27 protein-coding genes are annotated in these 23,974 nt (G+C 70.0%); 17 read left to right on the forward strand and 10 right to left on the reverse strand.

Features of this window, described 5'->3' with window-relative positions:
* Window positions 1-36: 36 nt before the first annotated feature.
* The 6 genes from E5671_RS44115 to E5671_RS46725 all read left to right on the forward strand — a co-directional run bounded on the left by E5671_RS44115 (window position 37) and on the right by E5671_RS46725 (window position 5,834).
* Window positions 37-669, forward strand: a complete 633-nt coding sequence (locus E5671_RS44115; protein WP_160509794.1) for a DUF6875 domain-containing protein — start codon at window positions 37-39, stop codon at window positions 667-669.
* A 4-nt stretch (window positions 670-673) separates the two neighbouring features.
* Window positions 674-1,567, forward strand: a complete 894-nt coding sequence (locus E5671_RS44120) for an alpha/beta hydrolase (protein WP_160509795.1) — start codon at window positions 674-676, stop codon at window positions 1,565-1,567.
* Complete coding sequence (locus E5671_RS44125) at window positions 1,564-2,406, forward strand: tryptophan 2,3-dioxygenase (RefSeq protein WP_160509796.1); 843 nt, start codon at window positions 1,564-1,566, stop codon at window positions 2,404-2,406. Before E5671_RS44120 ends, E5671_RS44125 begins: the two co-directional genes overlap by 4 nt.
* A gap of 74 nt (window positions 2,407-2,480) precedes the next feature.
* On the forward strand, window positions 2,481-3,743 hold the full coding sequence (locus tag E5671_RS44130) for a kynureninase (protein WP_160509797.1): 1,263 nt from the start codon (window positions 2,481-2,483) through the stop codon (window positions 3,741-3,743).
* Window positions 3,744-3,795: 52 nt separating this feature from the next.
* On the forward strand, window positions 3,796-4,836 hold the full coding sequence (gene acmL, locus E5671_RS44135) for a 3-hydroxy-D-kynurenine methyltransferase AcmL (protein ID WP_160509798.1): 1,041 nt from the start codon (window positions 3,796-3,798) through the stop codon (window positions 4,834-4,836).
* Between the two features lie 506 nt (window positions 4,837-5,342).
* On the forward strand, window positions 5,343-5,834 hold the full coding sequence (locus E5671_RS46725; RefSeq protein ID WP_237330388.1) for a cytochrome P450: 492 nt from the start codon (window positions 5,343-5,345) through the stop codon (window positions 5,832-5,834).
* A gap of 104 nt (window positions 5,835-5,938) precedes the next feature.
* On the opposite strand, the gene E5671_RS44145 is transcribed toward E5671_RS46725, so the two are convergent.
* The 3 genes from E5671_RS44145 to E5671_RS44155 all read right to left on the reverse strand — a co-directional run bounded on the left by E5671_RS44145 (window position 5,939) and on the right by E5671_RS44155 (window position 7,914).
* On the reverse strand, window positions 5,939-6,145 hold the full coding sequence (locus tag E5671_RS44145; protein WP_160509799.1) for a ferredoxin: 207 nt from the start codon (window positions 6,143-6,145) through the stop codon (window positions 5,939-5,941).
* Between the two features lie 32 nt (window positions 6,146-6,177).
* Window positions 6,178-6,825, reverse strand: coding sequence for an LmbU family transcriptional regulator (locus tag E5671_RS44150; protein ID WP_160509800.1), 648 nt, complete (start codon window positions 6,823-6,825; stop codon window positions 6,178-6,180).
* A 234-nt stretch (window positions 6,826-7,059) separates the two neighbouring features.
* Window positions 7,060-7,914 carry a TetR/AcrR family transcriptional regulator C-terminal domain-containing protein gene (locus E5671_RS44155; protein WP_160509801.1) on the reverse strand — a complete coding sequence of 285 codons (855 nt, stop codon included), beginning with the start codon at window positions 7,912-7,914 and terminating at the stop codon, window positions 7,060-7,062.
* A gap of 115 nt (window positions 7,915-8,029) precedes the next feature.
* Here E5671_RS44155 and E5671_RS44160 point away from each other — a divergent pair, with 115 nt between their 5' ends.
* The 5 genes from E5671_RS44160 to E5671_RS47865 all read left to right on the forward strand — a co-directional run bounded on the left by E5671_RS44160 (window position 8,030) and on the right by E5671_RS47865 (window position 11,299).
* Window positions 8,030-8,914: a siderophore-interacting protein gene (locus E5671_RS44160; protein ID WP_160509802.1), complete on the forward strand. Its 885-nt coding sequence runs from the start codon at window positions 8,030-8,032 to the stop codon at window positions 8,912-8,914.
* 79 nt (window positions 8,915-8,993) lie between these two features.
* Window positions 8,994-9,977, forward strand: coding sequence for an ATP-binding cassette domain-containing protein (locus E5671_RS44165; RefSeq protein ID WP_160509803.1), 984 nt, complete (start codon window positions 8,994-8,996; stop codon window positions 9,975-9,977).
* A complete protein-coding gene (locus E5671_RS44170) occupies window positions 9,967-10,734 on the forward strand; it encodes an ABC transporter permease (protein ID WP_160509804.1) in 768 nt (255 codons plus the stop codon). Before E5671_RS44165 ends, E5671_RS44170 begins: the two co-directional genes overlap by 11 nt.
* 106 nt (window positions 10,735-10,840) lie before the next feature.
* Window positions 10,841-10,981: a hypothetical protein gene (locus tag E5671_RS47860; RefSeq protein ID WP_160509805.1), complete on the forward strand. Its 141-nt coding sequence runs from the start codon at window positions 10,841-10,843 to the stop codon at window positions 10,979-10,981.
* Between the two features lie 60 nt (window positions 10,982-11,041).
* Window positions 11,042-11,299, forward strand: a complete 258-nt coding sequence (locus E5671_RS47865) for a hypothetical protein (RefSeq protein ID WP_160509806.1) — start codon at window positions 11,042-11,044, stop codon at window positions 11,297-11,299.
* 523 nt (window positions 11,300-11,822) lie between these two features.
* On the opposite strand, the gene E5671_RS44185 is transcribed toward E5671_RS47865, so the two are convergent.
* A complete protein-coding gene (locus E5671_RS44185; RefSeq protein WP_336606020.1) occupies window positions 11,823-12,275 on the reverse strand; it encodes a phosphatase PAP2 family protein in 453 nt (150 codons plus the stop codon).
* Between the two features lie 117 nt (window positions 12,276-12,392).
* Window positions 12,393-14,057: a hypothetical protein gene (locus E5671_RS44190; protein ID WP_160509808.1), complete on the reverse strand. Its 1,665-nt coding sequence runs from the start codon at window positions 14,055-14,057 to the stop codon at window positions 12,393-12,395.
* A gap of 483 nt (window positions 14,058-14,540) precedes the next feature.
* On the opposite strand from E5671_RS44190, the gene E5671_RS44195 reads away from it, so the two are divergent.
* The gene (locus E5671_RS44195; protein WP_160509809.1) at window positions 14,541-14,978 is read left to right on the forward strand and encodes a hypothetical protein; all 438 of its coding nucleotides are present in this window, start codon (window positions 14,541-14,543) and stop codon (window positions 14,976-14,978) included.
* 43 nt (window positions 14,979-15,021) lie between these two features.
* Here the strand turns inward: E5671_RS44195 and E5671_RS44200 are convergent, their stop codons facing one another.
* The 5 genes from E5671_RS44200 to E5671_RS44220 form a co-directional block, all read right to left on the reverse strand.
* On the reverse strand, window positions 15,022-15,498 hold the full coding sequence (locus tag E5671_RS44200; protein WP_160509810.1) for a hypothetical protein: 477 nt from the start codon (window positions 15,496-15,498) through the stop codon (window positions 15,022-15,024).
* 231 nt (window positions 15,499-15,729) lie between these two features.
* Window positions 15,730-16,017 (reverse strand): hypothetical protein, encoded by a 288-nt coding sequence (locus tag E5671_RS44205; protein ID WP_160509811.1) that lies wholly within the window; start codon window positions 16,015-16,017, stop codon window positions 15,730-15,732.
* Window positions 16,018-16,256: 239 nt separating this feature from the next.
* On the reverse strand, window positions 16,257-16,403 hold the full coding sequence (locus E5671_RS44210) for a hypothetical protein (protein ID WP_160509812.1): 147 nt from the start codon (window positions 16,401-16,403) through the stop codon (window positions 16,257-16,259).
* 248 nt (window positions 16,404-16,651) lie between these two features.
* The gene (locus E5671_RS44215) at window positions 16,652-17,497 is read right to left on the reverse strand and encodes a sulfotransferase domain-containing protein (protein ID WP_160509813.1); all 846 of its coding nucleotides are present in this window, start codon (window positions 17,495-17,497) and stop codon (window positions 16,652-16,654) included.
* 136 nt (window positions 17,498-17,633) lie between these two features.
* On the reverse strand, window positions 17,634-17,876 hold the full coding sequence (locus tag E5671_RS44220; protein ID WP_160509814.1) for a ferredoxin: 243 nt from the start codon (window positions 17,874-17,876) through the stop codon (window positions 17,634-17,636).
* Window positions 17,877-18,568: 692 nt separating this feature from the next.
* Here E5671_RS44220 and E5671_RS44225 point away from each other — a divergent pair.
* The 5 genes from E5671_RS44225 (at window position 18,569) to E5671_RS44245 (ending at window position 23,954) form a co-directional block, all read left to right on the forward strand.
* Window positions 18,569-19,549 carry an aKG-HExxH-type peptide beta-hydroxylase gene (locus tag E5671_RS44225; protein WP_160509815.1) on the forward strand — a complete coding sequence of 327 codons (981 nt, stop codon included), beginning with the start codon at window positions 18,569-18,571 and terminating at the stop codon, window positions 19,547-19,549.
* A complete protein-coding gene (locus tag E5671_RS44230) occupies window positions 19,546-20,673 on the forward strand; it encodes a YcaO-like family protein (RefSeq protein ID WP_160509816.1) in 1,128 nt (375 codons plus the stop codon). The genes E5671_RS44225 and E5671_RS44230 overlap by 4 nt, the downstream gene beginning before the upstream one ends.
* 7 nt (window positions 20,674-20,680) lie before the next feature.
* A complete protein-coding gene (locus E5671_RS44235) occupies window positions 20,681-21,421 on the forward strand; it encodes a class I SAM-dependent DNA methyltransferase (protein WP_160509817.1) in 741 nt (246 codons plus the stop codon).
* Between the two features lie 33 nt (window positions 21,422-21,454).
* The gene (locus E5671_RS44240; protein ID WP_160509818.1) at window positions 21,455-22,642 is read left to right on the forward strand and encodes a cytochrome P450; all 1,188 of its coding nucleotides are present in this window, start codon (window positions 21,455-21,457) and stop codon (window positions 22,640-22,642) included.
* 166 nt (window positions 22,643-22,808) lie between these two features.
* The gene (locus E5671_RS44245; RefSeq protein ID WP_160509819.1) at window positions 22,809-23,954 is read left to right on the forward strand and encodes a glycosyltransferase family 4 protein; all 1,146 of its coding nucleotides are present in this window, start codon (window positions 22,809-22,811) and stop codon (window positions 23,952-23,954) included.
* Window positions 23,955-23,974 lie beyond the last annotated feature (20 nt).

Here is a 23,974-nt window from a genome sequence, read left to right on the forward strand (position 1 = left end):
CTGTCCGCGAGGACCGACACCTGAGGACTGACACTGATGCTGACCGACGTGCTCTCCGTCGACGTGGCCAAGGCCCTGGCCGCCGTGGACGAATGGCTGAGCGAGTACATCCGCCGACCGCACGGCGAACTCGGACGCACCGGCCCGGTGTGCCCGTTCGTCGAACCCGCCCAGCGTGCCGACGCGCTGGAGATCCGCATCAGGCTGATCGGCCCCACCCCGAGCCAGACCCTGATCGACGAGATCGTCCGCTGTGGCCTCGACGAGTTCAGCGAGGTCGACTGGAAGTCCGGCAACCCGAATCTGCGCTCGCTGCTGCTCGTCCTGCCGGACCTGCCGGCCGAGCACCTGCACCTGCTGGACGCGGCGCACACCGCGCTCAAGCCGGAGAGTGTGCGGCGGGGGCTGATGATCGCCCAGTTCCACGAGAAGTGCGAGGAGAAGGCCGCGCGCAACCCGGCGTTCGAGGTGAGCCACTCCCCGGTGCCGATGATGGCGGTGCGGTCGATGGCGATCCACGACGTGCTGTTCCTGGCCGACCGGCGGGAGTGGTTCGAGGAGTACGCGAGCCGTTTCGGAGCCCGCTACCGCAGCGGTTCGCACGGCATCGACCCGTTGCTGACCGAGGTGTACGAGCGGGCCTGTGCCGCCTACGCGCCGGGGAGCTGAGCGCATGCGCGACGCACGGCCGGCCGGAGGTGCCGTGTACCGGGGCATGGACCAGGCCACGCTGGACCGGCAGTACTCGCCGAGTTCGCGTGTGGCGAGCCTGGACGCCTACCTGCGCGAGTACGAGCGGCTGAGCGAGGCCGCCCGCCGGGACCACCCGGTGCGGACCTCTCTCGCCTACGGGCCGCACCCTGCGGAGAGGCTCGACTACTTCCCCGGACCGGCGGCCGGGCGGGCGCCGCTGCTGGTGTTCGTGCACGGCGGGAACTGGCAGGCACTCGGCCGCGCCGAATCGGCGTTCCCGGTGCCGCCGTTGCTGGCCGCCGGCGCGGCGGTCGCGGTGATCGAGTACGGGCTGGCGCCGGACGTCGGCCTGGACGCCATGGCGGGCATGGTGCGCCGGGCCGTGGACTGGCTGCTGCGGCACGCGGACGGGCTCGGGTTCGCCCAGGACCGCCTCCATCTGTGCGGCACCTCGGCCGGCGCGCACCTGGCCGCCATGGCCCTGCTGCCGGATGCGCCGGCCGGCCCGGACGTGTCCGGCCGGATCGCCGGGGCGGTGCTGCTCAGCGGCATGTACGACCTGGAGCCGGTCCGCCTGTCCTACGTCAACGACGCGCTGCGGCTGGACGAGGCCGCGGCCCTGCGCAACAGCCCGATCCTTCGACTGCCGGCGCGGCTGCCCGAGACGGTGGTCGCCCGCGGCGGCAACGAGACCGAGGAGTACGTCCGCCAACACGACCGGATGGTGACGGCGCTGCGCCCCTGGGCAGCGGTGACGGAGGTCGTCGCCGATCGGCGCGACCACTTCGACCTCCCCTACGACCTGGGCATGCCGGGCACCGGGCTGGGCGACGCGGTCCTGGCGCAGATGGGACTGGAAGGAACGACCGCATGACCACCGAACAGACCACCCGGAGCCCCGCGTGCCCGTTGTCCGTCGGATCCCCGTCGGACACGACCCCGTACGCCCACTACGCGCGGATGGACGAGCTGCTGGCGTTGCAGCATCCGCTCAGCTCGGCCCGTACCGAGCCGGGGTTCATCATCATGAGCCAGGTCAAGGAGCTGCTGTTCAAGCTGCTGCACACCGAATTCAGCACAGCGCGCGACCAGTTGGCCGACGACCTGCTCGACGACGCGCTGTGGACGCTGCGCCGCGCCGCGCGGGTGCAGCAGGTGTTGCTGGTGTCGTGGGAGACGTTCTCCGTGCTGTCCCCGGTGGAGTTCGCCGAGTTCCGGGACGTCCTGGGGTCGGCCTCCGGCTTCCAGTCGGCCGGCTACCGGCGCCTGGAGTTCCTGCTCGGCAACAAGAACCCCGCGATGGCCGCGCCGCACCGGAACACGGCGGGCTACGAGGCGGTGGTCGGCCAGCTGCACGAGCCGAGCCTGTACGACGCCGCGCTCGCGCTGCTGGCGCGCCGCGGGCTGCTCGCGCCCGACGACTCCCCGGACCGGGACGTCACCCGGCCGTACCGCGGCGGCGCGGAGGTCGAGGAGGCCTGGCGGGCGGTCTACCAGGACCCCGTCCGCCATCGCGACCTGCATCTGCTCGCCGAGGCGCTGATGGACACCGCCGACCAGTTCGCACGCTGGCGCTACACCCACCTGGTGACCGTGCAGCGGATGCTGGGCGCCAAGCCCGGGACCGGCGGCACCGAGGGCGTGGCCTGGCTCGCCCGGATCAGTGAGCACCGTTTCTTCCCGGAACTGTGGTCGGTGCGCTCCACGCTCTGACCGGGCCACCCACGGCCTCCCCGCGGACGGCGGGGACACGCGGACACGGACGATACGAAACAGAAGGAGGGCCGATGGGGAGTGGGATCTCGCGCACGGTGGCCGAGGAACTGGACGCGGACGATCCGCTCGCCGCGTTCCGCGAGCGGTTCGTCATCGCCGATCCAGAGCTGATCTACCTGGACGGCAACTCGCTGGGCCCGCTGCCCGCCGCCACGCCGGAGGTGCTGCGGGAGGTGGTCGAGGAGGGCTGGGGCGGCGGACTGGTGCGGTCGTGGCAGGGCTGGATCGACTGGGGCGCACGGCTCGGCGACCGCCTCGCCGAGCACGTGCTCGGCGCCGCGCCCGGCGAGGTGGTGATCTCCGACTCCACGTCGGTCAACCTCTACAAGCTGGCGGCCGCCGCCCTCGACGCGGCGCCGGGGCGCGGCACTGTCCTGATGGACGCCGAGGACTTCCCGACCAACCGGTACATCGTCCAGGGCCTCGCCGAACAGCGTGGGCTGCGGCTGGTGCGGCTGCCGTCCGACCTCGACGGCGGCCTCGACCTCGACGCGCTGCGCTCGGCGCTGAACGGTGACGTCGCGCTGGTGGTGTTGTCGCTGGTGTCCTACCGAAGCGGCGCGCTGCTGGACATGGCGCAGGTGAACGACCTGGCCCACGCGGTCGGCGCGCGGGTGGTGTGGGATGTGTCGCACGCCGCCGGAGCCGTCCCCGTGGACCTGGCCGGCACCGGCGCGGAACTCGCCGTCGGCTGCACGTACAAGTACCTCAACGGCGGCCCGGGTTCACCCGCCTTCCTTTATGTGCGCCGCGACCTGCAGTCCCGGCTGCGGCAGCCGGTGTGGGGCTGGTACGGGCAGCGCGGGCAGTTCGAGATGGGGCCCGACTACGACCCGGTGCCGGGCATCGAGCGGTTCCTGGTGAGCACCCCGCCGCTGGTGTCGCTGGCGGCGATCGATCCCGCCCTCGCCCTGGTCGAGGAGGCCGGCCTGGCGCGGATCCGGGCCAAGGGGCTGCGGCTGGGCCGGCTGGCCGACGATCTGGCGGACGCCTGGCTCACTCCGCTGGACTTCCGGCCCGCCTCGCCCCGCCCGCCGGAGCGGCGCGGTTCGCATCTGTCCCTGTACCACCCCGACGCCTGGCGGATCTGCCAGGCGTCGGCCGCGGACGCGAAGGTCGTCTGCGACTACCGGGTCCCGGACCGGCTGCGCATCGGTCTGTCCCCCCTCGTCACCCGGTTCACCGACGTCTGGGACGCGTTGGCCCGTATCCGCGACGTCGTGGCCGAGGGCGCCTACGCCTCCCGGCCCGTCGGCCTCGCCCGGGTGACCTGACCTCCGCCTCCCCGCACACCACCCTCTCCACCTCAGCCGATTCGGAGTGCCCATGGCTCACGCGTCCCCGCTCACCACCGACGGACTGGTACAGATCCTGTTCGGCTCCTCGGCCTTTCAGATGCTCCGCGCGGGCAGCGACCTGGGCCTGTTCACCCTGCTGCACCGGCGACCGGGCCTGACCCCGCCGGAGATCGGCCGGGAACTCGACCTGGAGGAGCGGCCGGTACAGATCCTGCTGCTCGGCACCACCGCCCTCGGGCTGACGGTGCGTCAGGGCGGCGGTTACGAGAATGCAGACGTGCTGAACGGCCTCTTCGCGGAGGGCACTTGGGAGATCATCGAGGATCTCGTCGAGTACGAGGAGCGGATCGTCCGGCCCGCCGAGGTGGACTTCATCGCGTCGCTGCGCGAGAACACCAACGTCGGCCTGCGACGGATCAAGGGCACGGGGGAGGACCTCTACCACCGGCTGTCCGCGGACCCCGAGCTGGAGCAGCTGTTCTACCGCTGCATGCGGTCCTGGTCCCGGCTGTCCAACCCCGTGCTGGTCGAGAAGGCCGACCTCACCGGAGTGCGGCGCGTGCTCGACGTGGGCGGCGGCGACGGCGTCAACGCCATCGCCCTCGCCCAGGCCAACCCTGGCGTGGAGTTCACCGTCCTGGACCTGCCCGGCACGGTGGAGATCGCCCGCAAGAAGGTCGCCGAGCACGGTCTGTCCGACCGGATCTCCGTGCGGGCCGCGGACATCTTCGCCGACACCTACCCGACAGGCCACGACTGCGTGCTCTTCGCCAACCAGCTCGTGATCTGGTCACCGCAGGAGAACATACGGCTGCTGCGCAAGGCGCACGCGGCGCTGCCGGCCGGCGGGCGGGTGCTGGTGTTCAACGCCATGTCCGACGACAGCGGGGACGGCCCGCTGTACGCGGCCCTGGACAACGTGTACTTCGCGACGCTGCCGGCAGCCAGCAGCACGATCTACCGGTGGGGCCAGTACGAGGAGTGGTTCGCCGCGGCCGGGTTCGTGAAGCCCGAGCGGCTGCCCGGCGGCCGGTGGACGCCGCACGGCGTGATCAGCGCGGTCAAGTGACGCCCCAGCGAGTACCGGAGCCGATCATGTCTCCCACGTTCCAGGACGCCCCGCCGGCCGGTGGGGGAGGGGCGTGCCCCGCCGGCCCGCACATGATGGCCCCCGACCTGCTCGCCGACCCCTTCGGCGGTTAGGGCCGGCTGCGCGAGCAGGACCCGGTCGTCCGCGGCCGGTTCGTCGACGGCACTCCGGTGTCGTTCGTGACCGCTACGACGACGTCCACGCTGTGCTGCGCGACCACGGTTCGTCAACACCCCTTCCCACGTGCCCGGCGCGCCGGGCACGGATCCGGTTGAGGGGATGATGGAGCTGCTCAGGGTCCCCGAGCACTTATGGGTCTACCTGCTCGGATCCATCCTGGACAGCGACCCGCCCGACCATCCGCGGCTGCGCCGCCTGGTGACCCGGGCGTTCACGGCCCGCCGTATCCTCGATCTGCGCCCGCCATCGAACGGATCGCCGACAGGCTGCTCGCCGAACTGCCCCACCGGGCGCAGGACGGAACGGTGGGCCTGCTGGAGCACGACACGGAGATGGTCACCATGGTGCTGGCCGGCCACGAGACGAGCACGCATCTGATCGGCAACGGCACCGCGGCCCTGCTCGCCCATCCCGACCAGCTGGCACGGCTCAGGGAGAACCCGGCGCTGCTCCCGAGAGCGGTGCAGGAGATCGCCGGCACGCGCATCGCCCGCGGTGACCCGGTCCAACCGGTGCTGGTCTCCGCCAACTTCGACCCGCGGCGCTATACCGACCCGGGCCGGCTGCACCTGACACGTCAGCCGGACGGGCAGGCGGAGAACCACGTGGGCTTCGGTCACGGCATCCACTGCAGCCTGGGCGCGACGCTGGCCCGGCAGGAGGGCGAGGTGGCGCTCGCCCGGCTGCTGGACCGCTACCCGGACCTCGCGCTGGCTGACGGCGATCCGGAGCAGGAACGCGCCCGGCTGCCCGGCAGTTGGCGGCTGAACGCGTTGCGCCTGCTGCTCGGCCCCTGAAGTGGCCACAGCACTCTTCGGACCATGAGGTGAGCGCAGCACTGAGGGCTCCACGGTCCGCACTGTGGAGCCCTCAGCCCTGGGGGGTGGCGGGAGTTGCGACGTCAGGTGTCAGGTGGGTCGTTCCCCACGGCGATGGTCTGGACGGGGCAGGACAGCGCGGCCTGGGTGACCTTCCGCGGGGTCGTCGTCCGCGCCCCGTCGGGCACGAGCGTGGCGTACCCGTCGTCGTCGTGAGTGAAGACGGTGGGTGCCGTGAGGGTGCTCTGTCCGGCCCCGATACAGGTGCGGTGGTCGATGCGGATCTCCATCTGGGGTGGTCTCCGGTGGTCGGGCGGGGGCGTCAATGGCCGAGATCGTGCGCGGTGGCACGGTCGAGCGCCAGCCGGACCCACTCCTCGAAGTCGCGGTCTCCCCTCGACGCGGCCTCCCGCCAGCGCTGGACACGGTCGCAGGGGGCGCTGATCCGGAGCTGGCTGGCCCGCGCGGGGCTGGCTGGCCGGTTTCCTCTGCGGCCCTCCCGCAGCCGCAGTCGGAGCTGGTTCCGTGACCAGCCGTGTTGCTCCGCCTGGTCGAGCCAGGTGTCGGCCTCCGCCGGTGGCAGGGAGGCGACCTCGGCGTGGTGGCCGAAGCTCAGCGTCTCGCGCCGACGCCAGAGCTCGAAGTGTCGTGCCACCCACGCGTAGTTGCGCAGTGTCTGGTAGTCGAGGCCCGCGGCCTGGACTCCGGTCTGGTAGCGGTCTGCGTAGCGGTCCTGGCCGTAGACGAGCCAGTCGCCCAGGCACCAGGCGGAGGAGTCGGCGATCTGGAAGATGTGCTGCCCGGCCTTCTCCCATCGGTCGTACGTGAGGCTGGTGGGTATCTTGAGGCCGACCCGGGTGGTGAAGATTCGTTCCCGCTCGCCGGGCCTGCGAGGGCGGGCCGCCTCGGTCGCTCGGCGGCCGACTGGTAATTGACGGTCACTCCGGTCGTGCTGTGCTATGTGGTGCACCGGCTTTCTCCTGAAATCGGGGCATGATGCTTCTCGCACCATTCATCGCGCCCTCGAGCCATTAAGGGCGCAAGCTCAAAAAACGGTAGTCACCGTCCGAGATACCGTCAATGAATATTTTCGGCCGGAGATGGCCGATTGGGGTGCAATCGGCTTCGATACTGACCGTTTCGGGAGTGCGGCAGGGGCTGACTCGTGCGGGCCCGCCCGGGCCCGCACGACCCTGTCAGCCTGTCAGGGGGTTCCGGCCGAGGCGTGGAGCGTGCCGTCGGAGCCCGTCCGCGCCGCCGCCTCGACGCTGTTGAGGATCAGGTCCAGGCCCACCCGGAAGGCCTCCTTCGCCTCCTGCTCCATGTGTGACGCGGCGCCGCCCGCCTCCGCCTCGGTCATGGCGGCGAGAGTCGCGGCCGATTCCAGGGCCGCGAGGGCGGGGAAGCGTTCGGTGAAGTTGGGCGCGAACTCCGCGAGCAGTGCGGACCGCTGGGCCCACCACTCCTCGTCGGGCACCCCGGTCTCCGGCGCCGCCTGCCGGTGTTCCGTCGCGACGATGGCCATACCCCGCACGAACTGGGACAACACCGCGATGACCCGTCTTACGTGCAGGGGTTCAAGGCTGATTCCGCCCAGGATCCGCACCACCGTTTCCAGCCGCGTGTACTCGTTCGGCCCGAGTACGGGTCGGGCCTGCGAGACCTGGAGGACCCAGGGGTGGCGGAGATAGAACGCCCAGGCGTCGTCGGCCCAGTCGGTGATTGCCGGCCGCCACCCCGCGCTCGTGTCGTACTCCGTGGGCAGTTCGGCCAGCACCCGGTCGTGCATGAGGTCGACCAGTTCGCTCTTGCTCGGCACGTACGTGTAGAGCGCCATGGCGGTCCGCCCGAGCTGGGTCCCGACCGCCCGCATGGACAGGGCCGTCATGCCCTGTTCGTCCGCCACCGCGACACCCGCGGCCACGATCGTGTCCACGTCGAGTCCGGGTTTGGGACCGGGTTTGGATCCGGGTTTGAGAGCGTGCCCCCCGGATTCGGCCGATCGCCAGAGCAGGGACATGGATCGGCGGGCATCGCCCTGTCCGGCGAAAACAACCACCTTGCAACTCCTTACTGCATAAAGTAACCTCACCGGCGCAACTCTTTACGCTGTAAGGATACCAGCTGGGCGGTCACCGGCCCCGGTATGCCCGTACGTTCGTGGAAGGTTTTCGATGGCAGAGCTCCCCGTCACGTTCATCCAGGTCACCGACATCACACGCATCACACCGCGGATGGCCCGCGTGACGTTCGAGGCCTCCCACCTCGACGACTCAGTCGGCCTGACCCCGGACCAGCAGCTCAAGCTCTGCTTCCCCCGGCCCGGCCAGGAGCGGCCCGTCCTGCCGGAGCAGAGCGACGACGCGACGGGCTGGTACCAGGCATTTCTGGCCATTGCGGAGGACGAGCGGCCCTGGATGCGCAGCTTCACCCTCCGCCGGCGCGTACCCGGGACGAACACCGTCGAGGTCGACTTCGTCCTGCACGGCGACAGCGGCCCGGCCAGCGCCTGGGCCGGCTCCGCCCGCCCCGGCGACCGGCTCGGCATGGTCGGCCCCTCCGCGCTCTACGCCGGACCGGTCTCCCTGACGGACTCGATCGCCTCCACCGACTGGCTGCTGCTCGCCGGCGACGAGACGGCACTGCCCGCCATCGGCACCCTGCTGGAGGCCCTGCCCGAGCGGACCCGCGCCCAGGTCTACATCGAGGTCGCCGGCCGCGCCGAGCAGCAGACCTTCCAGACGGCGGGCGACGTCACCCTGCACTGGCTGCACCGCGACGGAACCCAGGCCGGCCGCAGCGAAGCCCTGATCGACGCCGTCCGCGGCGCCGAGTTCCCGCCCGGGCGCCCCTTCGCCTGGCTGGCCGGCGAGGCAGGCGTCGTCCGGACCCTGCGGCGCCACCTGGTCAACGACAGGGGGCTCGACAAGCGCGCGATCGACTTCAGCGGCTACTGGCGCGTCAAGCTCACCCAGGACGACGCCCCGACCGCCGACGACATGGCCGAGGCGCAGGAGCGCCTCGCCGAGTACCAGGCGGCGGCCGATGGCCAGTCCTGACGAGCCGCGCGCCGGAGCCGGCATCCCGGCCGGGCGCCGCGAGTCGGCCGGACGACTGCCGGGCCGAGAGAAGGATTTGATGATCACAGTACGAGGTCTCGCCCGCCGGTTCACCGTGCGCGGCCAGAGTGTCGAAGCGGTCAAAGGCATCGACTTCGACGTGGCGCCCGGGGAGGTTGTCGGGTTCCTCGGCCCCAACGGGGCGGGCAAGACCACGACCTTACGGATGCTCACGACCCTGCTGCGCCCCACCGGCGGAACCGGCACCGTGGCCGACTGCGACCTGCTGACGGACCCCCAGGGCGTCCGGCGCAGGATCGGCTGCGTCCACCAGGGCGGCGCCACCTGGCCCGAGTCCAGAGTCGCCGAGGAGATCGAACTCCAGGCCCGGCTCTACGGCCTGTCCCGGTCCGAGGCCAAACGGCGCGGGGCCCTGCTCGCCGAGCGGCTCGACCTCGCCGGCCTGGACCAGCGCCCCGTCAAGACGCTCTCCGGCGGTCAGCGCCGTCGGCTCGACATCGCTCTCGGACTGGTCCACGAACCGACGCTCGTCTTCCTCGACGAGCCCACCACCGGGCTCGATCCGCAGAGCCGGGCCAACCTCTGGGACCACGTCCGCCGCCTGCGCTCCGAGCAGGGCACGACCGTCTTCCTCACCACGCACTACCTCGACGAGGCGGACGCGCTGTGCGACCGGATCCTCGTCACCGATCACGGCACGATCGTCGCCGAGGGAACCCCCGACGCACTCAAGGCCCGGGTCGCCGGCGACGCGATCACCATCGAGGTGACCGACCAGATCGCGGAGGCGGCCGACGTCGCCGGGCGGCTGACCGGCGCGACCGAGGTGAGCGTTGACGGCGACACGGTGCGCTTCCGGGTGCCCCGCGGCGACGCCGCCCTGCCGGAACTGCTGCGCACCCTCGACGGCCGGGGGATCACCATGGTCTCGGTCAAGGTCAACCGGCCCACCCTCGACGACGTGTTCCTCAGCCTGACCGGACGCTCCCTGCGGGACGACGACCCCGCGCCCCAGGCCAGGGAGGCCGTCCATGCTGCGTGACACCCAACTGATCTTCGTGCGGGACATGAAGCTCGCGCTGCGCAGCCCGACCTGGCTGCTCATCGGGATCATGCAGCCGCTGCTGTACCTGTTCCTCTTCGGACCCCTCATGGTGTCCGTGGTCGACCACACCCCCGGTTTCCCGCCCGGCGGCGCCTGGGAGGTCCTCACCCCGGCCCTCATCGTCCAGACGGCATTGTTCAGCGGCTCCTTCGCCGGGGTGGGGCTGCTCACCGAGTACCGGGTCGGCGTCGTCGACCGCTTCCGCGGCACGCCCGCGAGCAGGGCCGCCTTGCTGTTCGGCAAGGTCCTGGCCCAGGCTGTGCAAGCCACCGCGCAGTCCGTACTGATCGTGCTGGTGACGCTGCTCGTCTTCGACCTCGACGCCTCACTGACCGGGCTGCTGCTCAGCCTGGCGATCGCCGCGGTCCTGGCCATCACGCTGTCCTCGGGATCGTACGCACTGGCGATGGTCCTCAAGAGCGAGGCCGCGTTCCCCGCGCTGATGAACGCCGTGCTCCTGCCGCTTCTGCTGCTGTCCGGGGTGCTGCTGCCGGTCTCCGAGCAACTGGCCCCAGGCTGGCTGTACAACCTGGCCCGGATCAACCCCCTGACCCATGTGGTCGACGCCGAACGCGCGGCGTTCCGGGGGGACATGAGCGCCACGGGGCTGCTGACCGGCTGCCTCGTGCTGCTGGTCATGGCCGCCCTCGCCCTGCTGTGGGGCACGCGGACCTTCCGCAAGGAGAACGCCTGACGGCACCGCCCGCAGGCCCACCCGAGACTGGGCTCCCCCTTACATCCCCCGGTGGGGGAGCCCACCCGCACCACCAATAAGCACACGTGAGGCCGACGCCCTCAAGGTGACCGGTGCCAGGGAGAACAACCTCAAGAACGTCGCGCGTCAGATCCCGAGACAGCACCTGACCGTCTTCACCGGTGTCTCCGGCTCGGGCAAGTCGTCCCTGGTGTTCGACACCCTCGCGGCCGAGGCCCAGCGGTAGCTCAACGAGACCTTCGGCGCCTTCGTCCGGACCTTCCTGCCCGACCACGGGCGGCCGGACATGGACGCCGTCGAGAACATCTCCGCGGCAGTCGTCATCGACCAGAAACGCCTGGGCGGCAACCCGCGCTCAACCGTGGGCACGGTCACCGACATCAACCCGCTGCTGCGTCTGCTGTTCTCCCGGGCCGGCGATCGCGCGGGCCTGCCACCGAGCGCGTTCTCCTTGAACGACCCCCAGGGCATGTGCCCCACCTGCGATGGCCTCGGCGCGACCGTCCGCCTAGGCCTCGACGCGTTCCTCGACCCCATCAGGTGACGGGAGCGCTCACAGTGTCCCTGACGACGCGCGGTTGGCATGGGAAACCGGCCGCAATACGGGAGGGCGTCGAGGGGACAGTGGTCATGCACTGGAACCGCGCCGAAGGGGGGACCAGTACGACCCGCCAACTGCCTGTCTTGGGAGGGTCGTTGAGTGTCCATGTAACCTTCCAGCGCTTACCCTCAAGGAGATCCGCCTTGGGTGAGACCAGTGTCTTGCGCCAGTAGTTGCTCGTAAGTACTTGTGTGACTACTGCTGCTGGTGCGTCTGTTCCCCGAGGTGAACATCGCCGTTAACGACGTCCACCTCTCGGACGAAGAAGAGGACGAGATGGTTGAGGGCCGCGTGCATTGACGACCTTGCCTAGCCCCCCGCGGAAGACCCCATCCCGACAGAGTGCCTCGGCGACCTGGCGTTCGCTGGCGTGGGTCAGGCTCTCCGCCGAGCTCGGTGAGCTTCTGAGGGGTGGTCGTGACTTCGTACCGGTCGGCGCGTACGGGAGCGCCTTGAGGGGCGGCCGCTAGAGCCAGTGGTGCAGGATCAGGCGCGGGGTGCGGTGAGTGAGCCAGGCGCTGGCCAGGCCGATCGCGGCGCCGACCGCCACGTCGCTGGGGTAGTGGGCGCCGCTTTGCACGCGTTCGATGGCCACCATGGTGGCCGGTACCGAACACAGGGCGCCGGCCAGGGGCCATGCGGGGGCGACGGCGGTGGTGAAGGCGACCGCGGCGGCAGTGTGCCCGGAGGGAAAGGAGGACGAGTCGGGACGGTCCTCGACCTCGTCGTGCGGGAACCACTCCCTGGGGGGCCGGGGGCGGTGGGCCAGCTGTTTGCACACCCCGTTGGAGACCAGCTGCGCCACCGCCACAGCGGCCAGGCCCGCGATGGCGGCCTTGCGCCCGCGCCAGCCGCCCAGCCAGACCATCGTGGCGGCCGCGCCGCACCACAGCTTGGTCCCCTCCGCCGTCTCCTCCACTGCTGACAGCGTCCGGTGAAGGCTGGGCCAGGCACGGGCAGCAAGCTGCTTGGCCAGACTCTGGTCTGTCTCACGAATCCCTGCCAGCAACCTCATAGCCTGCAAGTATCCCAAAGATCACCGGGAGCCGCCGCGCAGGGCGGGCCAGTTGGCCGGGATGCTGGCGGGGCCGAAGACGATCCTTTCCCGGTTGAGGTCGTAGCGCACGTGCTGGCTGCCCTTGAACAGGTAGACGTCGGTGCTGCTGTTGGGCCTGTTGACGGCGGCCTCGATGTCAGAGGTGAAGCTGGTGCCCTGCAGTCCGGGCCAGTTGGCTGAGATGCTGGCGGGCCCGTGCTCGCGCTTCTCCTTGCTGACGTTGTAGCGGATGTACTGGCTGCCGCGGAACAGGTAGATGTCGCTGTTGCTGCCGGGCACCTTGCAAGCGGCGCCGATACCGGAGGTGAAGCTGGTGCCCCTGAGTCCGGGCCAGTTGGCTGCGATGTCGGCGGGCCCGAAGTCGATCGTCTCGTTCCTGACGGTGTAGCGGACGTACTGGCTGTCCCGGAAGAGGTAGATGTCGGTGCTGCTGCCGGGCACGGGGCAGGCCGCGCCGAGGTTGGAGGTGAAGCTGGTGCCCCTGAGTCCGGGCCAGCCGCCGGAGATGGTGGGGTACTGCATCGGGCCGCTGCGGATGTAGAGCTGGAAGTGCCCTTCCTCAGATGGGCCGTTGAAGTTCCAGTAGTCCTCACGCCCGGGCCGGTTGTGCAGCCGCTCCAGGGCCGCGCGGTCGAAGGCCAGGGTGCGCTCGGCCACGAAGTCGTCCCTGAGCCAGTTGAGGATCTCGCCGATGAGCTCACCGATCAGACCAACCAGCTCAACGAACTTCATCGTCGTCTGGAAAGGCGTGCCCAGGGGCAGTTTGCCCAGGAAGCTGGCGACATCCTGGACCGCGGTGGAGATGTCCTTGATCGTGTCGCCGAGATCATCGGGCATGCTGTGGTCGCGTTCCCAGCAGTGGATCGTGCAGACCAGCGCCTTGTCGACCGAGCCGGAGAACAGCACGGTGCCCGTGTCGACGGTGTGTGTCTCACCCTTGTCCACGTTCTCGTAGATACGGGTGACGGACGACTGCTTCCCGCCCTGATCAGCGCCCGCTGCCAGGGCCCAGTAAATCTCGTCCGAGGCGCTGGCCTCGTTGGACTCACGCACGCAGTAGAACTTCGACAGCGCCAGCAGGGTCTGCACCGCCTTGGGCTCCCCGAGCGTCTTCTGCAGCTCCGAGGCGGTCACTACCGTCGCCCCGTACCCGTAGTCCGCCATCGCGTGCACAAACTCCTGCGAGTCCATGTCCCCGCCGTCCGCCCCGGCCGCGCCCGCGGCATCGAGGTCGGTCAGGCTCACGTTCGGCTGCGACCTGATCTCCTCACCGACCACTTCCAGGTCGGCAAGCAGGTCCTGTGAGGTGTAGCCCTGCTCGACGGGACGCGCGACGAGACTGTCGGGGAACAGCGTCGACGCGTTGCGCACCGACTCCTCCTCCAGGAAGACTCGGCCGATCTCCCACGCTCCCTCCGTGGAGAACAGCCGCTGGAGCAGCCTCACCAGCGGCGCCTCCAGGTCCGTCAGCTCCTGTCCGGCCTCCAGCCGGGCCGCACCGTGCAGCATCGCCCCGTACAGCAGCCGCGACCCCCGCGACGTCGCCGTGCGCGCTGCCAACTGCGCCGGCAGCTCCCCGCCCTGCAACTGCGCACGAAGCCGCTCCACACATTTGTCCCGGGACACCGTGAACTCAGATGACATGACCAACCCCATCCAGAGAAGGACGCTGCTGTCGTATATGCGACAGCAGCGTCCTTCCCACCGGCATGACACATCGCAGTAGGCCCTATACAGACAGTGCCAATATGGCGAGATCGAGGGGCGCGCGGTCAACCGCAACGCACGCCCTGCGGCCCTGGGGCCGATGCCGGTCCGGGGCGAGCTCCCTGCGGTACTTGCGATCTTTGCTGCTGGTGACAGAAAGACTGCCGAATGGAAACTTGTGACAAGCCGCGTGCCTTGCCGGTGACAGCCAGGTTGCTTCAACTGGTCTCATGTATCAGCTCAAACGGCACTGCTGGTGACAACTATTGAGCTTCGGCCCATGGGGCCTGGTTCCTCACGGGAGCCAGGCCCCAACCCTCTGTCCGATACGCCCTGGGTCCCTGGGTCAGGCACCCGAAGGGGTGGATTCCCCCCGCGAATCGGTCGGTATCTGGCGGGGGCACCGATAGCGTATGGATCATGAGCGAATCTTCCGAAGACTTCGTTCTCTACAGCGGCCCCAACTACACCGGTGACAGCTGCGTCCTGCCGTGCGACGGCGATACGTACACGCTGGTGGCGCTCGGCCTCGACAAGATCGCCTCGATCCAGCTGCCCAAGATCCGGCCTCCCTTCGACGGCACCTTCTTCGTGCGGCTCTTCAACGAGCAGCCGCCGCCGTCCATGCCTGAGATGGGCGCCGGGGGCATGAAGGACTTCACGGAGGACACCCCCGATACGGAAAAGTGGGCAGACTCGGGCTGGGCCGAAGCCCTTGAGTCCGACCTACGGTCGCTCCACCACCGGGCGCCTTGGAGTGCCGTTCGAGGAACCGTCACCGTGACCGGCGAGCTGGATCTGGTGAGTCAAGTCGCTTGTCTGATCGCGAATCTACGGCTGCCCGGCCCTGCGGCGTGAGCCTTCCGGATCGGTGCAGCAGTTTCCGACGAGGGTCTCCTGGTCAGGACCGCAGTGTCTTCAGGGTGGCGCAACCTTGCGTGACGCATGCCCTGATCCAGACGGTGCGGCCTTCGGACAAGTCCTTATCGACGAACTTGAAGCTGTTTGCGCCCACCCGGAGGCGATCGAAGAAGTAGTGGGCCCGTCCGTCGCGGATGTACCAGGCCGTGAATGCCGCCGACTGGCCTTTGGTGTTGAGGTAGAAGTTCTCGCCCTTCGCGCGGAACTCGATACTCCCGAAGTTGGGGTTGCGAACGTTGTTGATCTTGACGGCGCCGCTGACGCCTCCGGAGTCGCCGTCCGTGGGACGCCGGTAGCAGAGCCCTTCCCAGTCGTCGTGGACAGGCACCAGGTTGCAGCCCACAGGCACCGCGGCGGCGGGTGTCGCGGTTGCGAGCGGGATAGCCGTGGCCATGGCGGCAGCGGCGAGCGCCGCGATGCCCAGGCCCTTGGCGCTGCGTCGGGTCTTCGCGTTCACGGTCGGGTTGCGATGTGTCCTCATGCTGGGTGTCTCCGTGTCCTCTGCGCCGCTTTCCCCGGGCCGGCACGTCTCCCGTTGCCGACCGGCTTCGGCCGACGTGTCTTCAGATGCCCTAGGTGGCCTGTGGAGTTGCAGGTGGGGCGTCCCATGCGAAGTGGGGGCGCGACTGAGCCATGTGGCCTGGCGGCGGGCGCCCTGCGCGCTCCGCCCCCGCGGCGTGCTGCCTGGTCAGGTCTTGCCCGCAGGGCTCCAACCCGAGCACACGGCGCCGGGCAGTTTCGAGGTGCACACCTTCACCTTGACGGACTTGCCCTCGTCGTAGCCCTGGTTTCCGTATCGGTTGATCTCATGGCCCTGGCTGGTGAATCGGGCAGTTCCTTCACCCGCGACCTTGACGTAGGCGATGGTCCACCGGCCGTTGTCGAACTCGTCCCAGACGGTGACCCTGTCGCCTTCCTCCACATAGCTGACCTTGACTTTACTGCCGCCCTTCTGGCAGTACGCCATGGTGTACACGCCGTTCGACTCTCCACCGCAGTTCCAGGAGGCTGCGTGAGCGGGACCGGCTCCTACCAGGGCTGTTGCTGCGGCCAATCCCAGCAGCGCGGTGGCTGCTCCGGTGCGTCGGGCAACTAGTTGAGACATAGTGATCCTTACCGCAGTTGTGGGGCCGGTGAGCCTTCCCCGTTGATGCGTACACGCTGCCGCGTGCACGGGAAGGGGGACAGAGCTTTCGGGCAGGACCGAAACACATGTCAGGGGAGGCCGTGCGCCGCTCCCTCCAGGGTGTCCTTCAACGCGGCCAGCGTCCTGCGCAACGTCCGTTCGTTGTGGTCCGCCCGCGGTCCCGTGCGGCCGAGTCGCACGTACGCCCGACCGAGCAGCATCCCGAAGGGATCCACCCGCAGGTCGTGCTAGGTCTGCTCGGCTCGGGTGCCGCACTCGGTAGGGGTGAACGTGAACGTCCAACGGGCCACGGCAAGAACCGCTGTCCGGCACCCCGTACGACGTGGGCAAGACGGTTAAACGCCCGGGAACCCCCAAAGCCATCGGCCGCCTCCGGAAGATAAAGAACAAGCTAAGCGGCCAGGCGCAGCCATCTGCGGTGCCAGAACATGCCCGGGGGCGTCGCCGCCGGCCCGGCCCGGCGTCAGCGTGTCGGTTTCCGGGTGTGCTGCGCTGTGGCGACGGGATCATCCGCCGCGAACGCCAGCGCGCGCCAGTCGGGCACCAGGTTGGTCCTGATCAGGTCATCGATCTCCTCGACCTGAGACGCTGTCAGGTAGTCGCGGAATCCGCCGATGATCCCGCGGCGGGTCTTGAAGGACTCGGGGTCACCCGGTCTGCCGGGCCGTAGGCGTTCCGAGTTGAGGGTGTCGCTGAGTTCCATCGCCCGCATGCTCGGGAAGCTGGCGAATTCGACCGCTTCCCGCAGCACTTCGGGCTCGACTCCCGGGAGTCCGCAGAAGGCCATGATCCGGGCGAGTTCTGCGGAGGTGTCGGTTGCGAGACGCTCGTAGGAGGTGAGGAGGAACGACCGTGGAACGTCCTGACAGGCGTGCCATATGTTCCAGAACGCGACACAGGTCCGCAGGCTGCCCTCGTGTTCACCGATGAACTGTCCGAGCGGGCCGGTATAGGGATTGTCCGGCCGCAGACTCCGCTGGAAATAGTAGGAAACTGTCGTGTCACGCAGGTCGCGGGTCAAGAACACCACCCGGCGATCGCGGTAGTGCTCCTTGTCCGTGGACAGTTGCCCCGGTGTGCGCCAGCCGACTCGGTCGTCGTGCCAGAAGGTGATCTCCGGGATCCGCGTATCCGCGGCACTGAACTCCTCCAATCGCAGATCTCGGCACATCTCCATCGGGAGGCCCCAGCTGAGCGAGATGGCCTTGGCCATCAGTAGCCGCAGCCAAGTGCGTCCGCACTTCGGGAAGGAGAGGACATAGACATCCGCTGTGGCGGAGAGTCCAGGAAATAGCGATGAGCCCGTCATGGAGAATGACTATGTACCCTGCGGGCAACCGCACAATAGCGTCGAGAGGCGGGGGGAGTGGCAGCACGGTGCGCACTGGCTCAACTCAGCCTCGCGCCGGTCGGCTCGTCGGCTGTATGCGGGTCGGCGAGCAGAATCACTGACGTTCCTCCTCTTCGGGAAAGAGCGTCAGCCCCGTACTCCGCTCGACGACCGAGATAGCCTCCACAGGGCAGGTGAACGCCGCGTTCAGTACTCGGTCGTCGGGGGTGACGTGCGCGGCGGTCGGCCGCGACCGGCGGGTGCTGTCGAGCGTGAAATGGTGGGGCGCGGCACTTGCGCACACTCCCGAACCGATGCAGAGACGGCTTTCGACGTCGAGCTGCCAGTCCTCCGTCATGTGATTCCTCCCCTTTTTCGTGCGCTCTCGCTCCGCGACTCCTCTCGGCCTGGTGAAGATTCCCTGACCACCTGACCAGACATATGCGGAATTCTCGGCGACCGTCCGTGCGACAGAGCAGGGGAATGGCGCCAATGGCGCGCAGGAGGGGTTCTTCTCCAAAGTACCCATCCCTTCGACCCAGCGGAAGACCGCCTCATCCGGCCATCTTTGACGCATCCCGGGCGTCGGCGATATGGCTGAGACCGGCCGATCGCTCAACATCTCGGCCGGCGGTCCCCGAACCTCCCGGTCCGCCCACGGCACGGCCTTCCGCCGAAAAACCGCCGTGAGCCGATTGCACCGGACAGGTGCCTCACACCGGCCCTGACTCCTTTGGCTAGCCGGATTTCGGACTGCACGCCGGCGTCCGGATACCCTTCGTATCCGCCACCCACCCTTGGCCGCGGCAATTGAGCCACGGACGATGACGCTGCCGGTGAAGCCCGACCGATCACGGTGGGGCCGGTGAGGTGAAGGGAGTCCTCCATGAACGAGGAAATCGAGCAGGTCGCAGACGAAGACCTTCCCGAGCTCGCGCTGATGATTGACATCCCCTCTCGCGACTAGTCGCGACGGCACATCCGCACTTCCCGCGGCGGGCCCTTCCGGCCCGCCGCACGTCGCTGTCGAGGTCCGGAGAATGAGGGTGCATGCGCGTCGAACCGGATGCCAAGGAGGCTGTCCACGAACGGGATCAGCTGCTGCGGCGCATGCGGAGCGTGCTCGAGCGAGCGGAGCTGGTGCCGCCGGGCGGCGACGGTCTGCGCCATCCAGCGGTGGCCGAGGTCGCCCACACCGCCCAACGGGCGCTGCGGTCCGGCCCGCTGGATCAGGAGCGGCGGCGGAGGCTGGCCGAACGACTGGAGCAAGTGTCACCGTCCGCCTTCGGGCCCGCTGACCCGCAGGGCCATCTGAGCCGTAGCGTGACCCGGGCGCTGCGGTCCATCCCGGCTCATCAGCGCGCCGACGGACAGCCGGTCACGGCCGAGGTCGCGGTGTGGCAGGAATGCGAGCGCGAGGCGCTGGCCCAGGCTGTCAGCCTGCTGACCCGGGTCTGGCCCGAAGCCGCCGCCGAAGTACGGGAGACGGTCGCCGAGATTGCGCTGCTGGACGGCGATGCGATCGACGGGTTCACGGACTTCACCATTCACGGCGCCATCCTGGTGCACCGGGCCCGCCTGACGGCCGGTGCCGCCGGGCTGCCGGGCCCGGTGCGGTTCGCCGAGGCGCTGGTGCACGAGGGTGCGCATACCCGGTGCAACGCGGCGGCTCTGACGGATCCTTTCCTGCTCCCCGACCTCCCCGACCTCCCCGGCCGGCCTGACCTCTCCGACCAGGCCGAGGGCGCCAGCGGTGCGGAGCGAGGTGAGGACCTGCTGGTCGCGACGCCGCTGCGGGCCGACCCCCGGCCGCTGACCGGCCTGTTCCAGCAGACGGTGGTGCTGGCCCGCAGTGTGCTGCTGTACCGGCGGCTCGCCGGTCCGGACCCGGCGGTCGGCTCCCGGCACGAGACACTCCTGGGCGCGGCGCACCAGGCCGTGGACACCCTGGGGGCCTACGCCGACAAGCTGACGGCCCACGGCAGAGGGGTGCTGGCGGAGTGTGCCGACGTCATCGGAGAATCCGCGTGACGTCATGGGCGCCCCAGGTGTTCTCGCCCTATCCGCAACAGCCGGACATCGTGTTCGCGCGGGTAGCTGCCCGCTCGGCGGCGTTCGAGAGTACGAGCGCCGCCGGCGGAGCGCCGGTGCTCGTCGGCAGCGCCGCAGGGCACGACCGGGACCAAGTCGTCCTGAGCGCGCGCGGAGAGCTTTTGGAGCGGCTCGGGAATGTGATGGCGGGGCGGGAGGCCGAGGCCGCCGCCGAGCTGGTGGGCACCCGCGAGGAACTGCGCCGCAAGGGGGTACCCGCCATCGAGCCGCGGCCCGGCCCGGACACCAGAAGGCTGTGGGTGCGCGGCCGGACGACCGGCGGTGCGGAGGTGTTCGTCCCGGCGGGCTCGGCGTTTCTCCACCACCGGCCCCCCGCCGGGTGCGATGCCGCGCAGTCGTCGGGGTCCACCGGCATCGCCGCGCACCCCGACATGACGGCGGCGGCCCGCCACGCGGCCTGGGAAGTGCTCGAACGCGACCTGCTGCGGCGCAGTTGGTACGGGCTCGCCGACCGGCCGCGGAGCCTGCTCCCGTTCGTTCCCCCGCCGCCCCTAGCGGCCTTCCTCCGGGACGGCGGGCTGACGATGACGGCCTTCGGCCTCCCCGCTCCGGCTACGACGGCCTGTGTCGTCGTATGCCTGCACCGGCCCGACGGCACCGGTCAGGCGTTCGGTGCCCGCTGCGGGCCGGCGCACACCGTTAAGTCCCTGGCCGAGAAGGCGGCCTACGAGGCGCTCATGGTGCGGTGGAGCATGGGGACACCGGTCGCCCGTGCGGCCTGGGAGCAGTGGCACGGCACGAGCGAGCCGGCGACCGCCGTCCAGCACGCGCTGTGGACCTATCACCGCCAGGACAGCCTGCGGCTGTGGAACGTGTCGCGACACACGGGCACCCGGCCGGAGAACGGCGTGCGGACGGACCGGCTCGACGCGACGGATCCGCTCGACGTGCTCGCCGGGCACACCGGCCAGGACGTCGCCCTGGTGGAGAGCACCGCGGCAGCCGCCCGCGACGCCGGCGTGCGGGTGGTGCGCATACTCGCCCCCGGAGCCCTGCCCCTGCCGTCCGGTCCCTGCCCCGGACACCCCCACCCTTTCGGCTAGGAGCCCCATGAACCCCGCCCCATCGCTGTTGTCCCGACCCGGCTATGCCTCCGACTACGCCGACGACTACGACCGCTGGTTCGCCAAGCCGGGTATCACCGGAGCGACCGTCGAATCCCTCGCCGCTCTCGCAGGCCACGGGCCGGTCCTCGAACTCGGCATCGGCACCGGCCGGGTAGCCCTGCCCCTGCGGGCACGCGGCATCGGGGTGCACGGCGTCGACGGGTCCGAGGCGATGCTCCGCCGCCTGCGCGCCAAGCCGGGCGGAGCCGGGATCCCGGTGACGCTCGGCGACTTCGCGGAGGTCCCGGTGGACGGGAGCTTCAGCCTGGCCTTCCTGGCCGGCGGCACCTTCGCCGAACTGCCGGACCAGGCCGCCCAGGCCCGCTGTTTCACCAACGTGGCAGCGCGGCTCACGCCGGGCGGTCTGTTCGTGCTGGACGCCCACGTGCCCGAGGCCCTGGCGGCGGCGACCGGACCGGAGATCGTCTCCGAGGGGGAGGACCACCTGGTGCTGTGCTACCGACGACTCGACCCGTCGACCCAGCGCTACCGCTCGCACTACGTCATCCACGAGGACGGACGCACCCGGCACCTGCGCGTCGAGTTCCGCTACGCGGGCCACGGCGAACTCGACCTGATGGCACGTCAGGCGGGGCTGCGGCTCAAGGAACGCTGGGGCAGCTGGACCGGCACCCCCTTCACCGGCGACAGCACCTACCACGTCTCTGTCTACGAACGCCCCTGACCAGCACACCCTCACACAACGGCGGAAGGCCGAATGAAGCAGCCAGAACAAATCCAGTCGTTCCCCTTCCCGCACCGGGACGGGCTCGACCCGATACCCGAGTTCGCCGAGCTGCGCCGCAACGCTCCGGTCATCCGGGTCCGGATGCCCAGCGGCGACACCGCGTGGCTGGTGACCCGGCACGCGGACGTCCGCCGCGTCCTGGCCGACCCCTGCTTCAGCCGGGCTCGGGCGACCAGGGGCGAGGGCCCCAGGGCCGCCCGCACCACCACACTGCCCGACTCGATCCTCGCCGCCGACCCGCCCGACCACTCCCGGCTGCGCCGACTCGTCGCGCCGGCCCTCAGTGGTCGCCGGGCAGAAGCGATGCGCGGCGACATCGCGCTCCGGGCCGACCAGTTGCTGGCGGGTATGGAGCGGCAGCCGTCCCCCGCCGATCTCGTCGCGTCCTTCACCCGGCCGCTGCCCCTGACGGTGATCTGCGACCTGCTGGGGACACCCCGGCTCGACGGTGACCAGCTCGACGCCTGGAACGACGCGATGCGCAGCGTCACCGCCATGCCGGACGCCGACGTCATGGCTGCGGTGGACGACATGACCCGCTATCTCACCGTCCTCGTCGCCGCCAAACGCGCCCACCCCGGCAACGACATGCTGAGCGTGCTGATCGCGGCACGGGATGAGGGCGACCGGCTGAGCCAGGGCGAACTCATCTCGTTCTGCATCGTCCTGCTCGCCGGCGGCTACGGCACCACCGCCGACCGGCTGGCCGGCCTGGTCCACCTGCTGCTGGACCAGCCGGAGCGCTACCAGCTGCTGTGCCGCGAACCGAAGCTGATCCCCGGTGCCGTCGAGGAACTGCTGCGGTACGCCCAGGCCACCGTCGGAGCCAACCTCCGGGTGGCCACCCAGGACGTGGTGCTGAGCGGGGTGGAGATCGAGGAGGGCGAGGCGGTGATCGCGCTCACCTCCTCGGCCAACCACGACGAGGACGTCCACACCGCGCCGGACCTGCTCGACCTCACACGGGCCGCTCCGGCACACCTGGCCTTCGGGCACGGCGCCCACTTCTGCGTCGGGGCGCAACTCGCCCGGGTCCAGCTCCAGGAGGCCCTCACCGGCCTGACGGGCCGCTTTCCGGCCCTGCGCGCGGCGGGCCCGGCGGACTGGAAGCGCGGCCAGATCACCCGGTCCCCCCGAACACTGCCGGTGCGCTGGTGAGACATGACCGGCCCCCTGCGTCCCACCACGAGGAGAACCCGGTGGCCCGTGCGGAGCCGGCCCGGCAACAACCCCCCAGCGCGCGGCGGCACCAACCGGCCGCGCCCGTACCGGCCACCGCATCCACACCGGCCACCGCGCCACGGCGAGCAAGGAGTAGCACGGCATGCGCATCGCCTACCTGCACGGAGGCAGCATCCCCTCGTTCTTCGCCAACGGCGTCCATGTCATGCGCATGTGCGACGCGTTCACCGACGCCGGGCACGACGCCACCCTCTACTCCCTGCCCGGCTCCTACACCGACGACGACCCGTACACGTACTACGGCGTCCGTCACCGCTTCCCGATCCGGCTGATCCCCGCCCCCGACTACACCCCGGCCGGCTACCGCAAACGCGGCGAGGACGTTCGTGAGCTGCTGACCGGTGACGTCGCCCCGGACCTCATCTACGCTCGCGATCCCTACACCCTGACCGCCACCGCCGACCTTGCGCCCTTCGTGTACGAGGTCCACCAGCTGCGCCGGGACCTGCCCGCCGGGACCGAACAGGCCCTGCTCAGTCACCCCCGGCTCGCACAGGTCGTCGTCGTCACCCATGCGCTCGCCCACGACCTCCAGGAAGCCTACGAGCACCTGGGCGCGCTGCCGATCCGCGTCGCACCCGACTGCGCCGACCCGCCGGATCCCGACCCGGCGGTCGACATACCCGGGCTGCCGGGCCGCCCGGACGCACCGAAGATCGGCTACGTCGGGCACCTCTACGACGGGCGCGGCATCGACCTCATCCTCGACCTCGCAGGCCGGCTCCCCGGCTACGACTTCCACCTGGTCGGCGGCACCACCGAGGACAGGGCCCGCTGGGAGGACCCCTGCCCGCATCCCAACGTGTACTTCCACGGGCACCGGCCGCCCTCCGCCCTCCGCGGCTACTTCCCGCTCTTCGACGTGGTCCTCGCGCCCCACCAGCCCAAGGTGTACACCTGGGGCCGCCTCGACGAGATCGGACGCTGGACCTCCCCGATGAAACTGTTCGAGTACATGGCCCACGGCCGGGCCATCCTCGCCTCGGACCTCCCAGTCCTGCGCGAAGTCCTTCAGGACCGGGTCAACTGCCTGCTGCGTCCGTCCGACGCCCCGCAGGCCTGGGCCGACGCCCTCACCGAGCTCGTCACGGACCAGACATTGCGCAGGACGCTCGGCGACGAAGCCCGGCGGCAGTTCCTGGAGCACTACACCTGGCGCCGCCGGGCCGACCTGGTCCTCGCGGACCTCGGCCTGCCGGACACCCCGGGCACCGGCGGGACGCGGTGACCACACCCTCCGGACCAGCG

This window comes from Streptomyces sp. BA2 (assembly GCF_009769735.1).
Classification (GTDB): Bacteria; Actinomycetota; Actinomycetes; order Streptomycetales; family Streptomycetaceae; genus Streptomyces.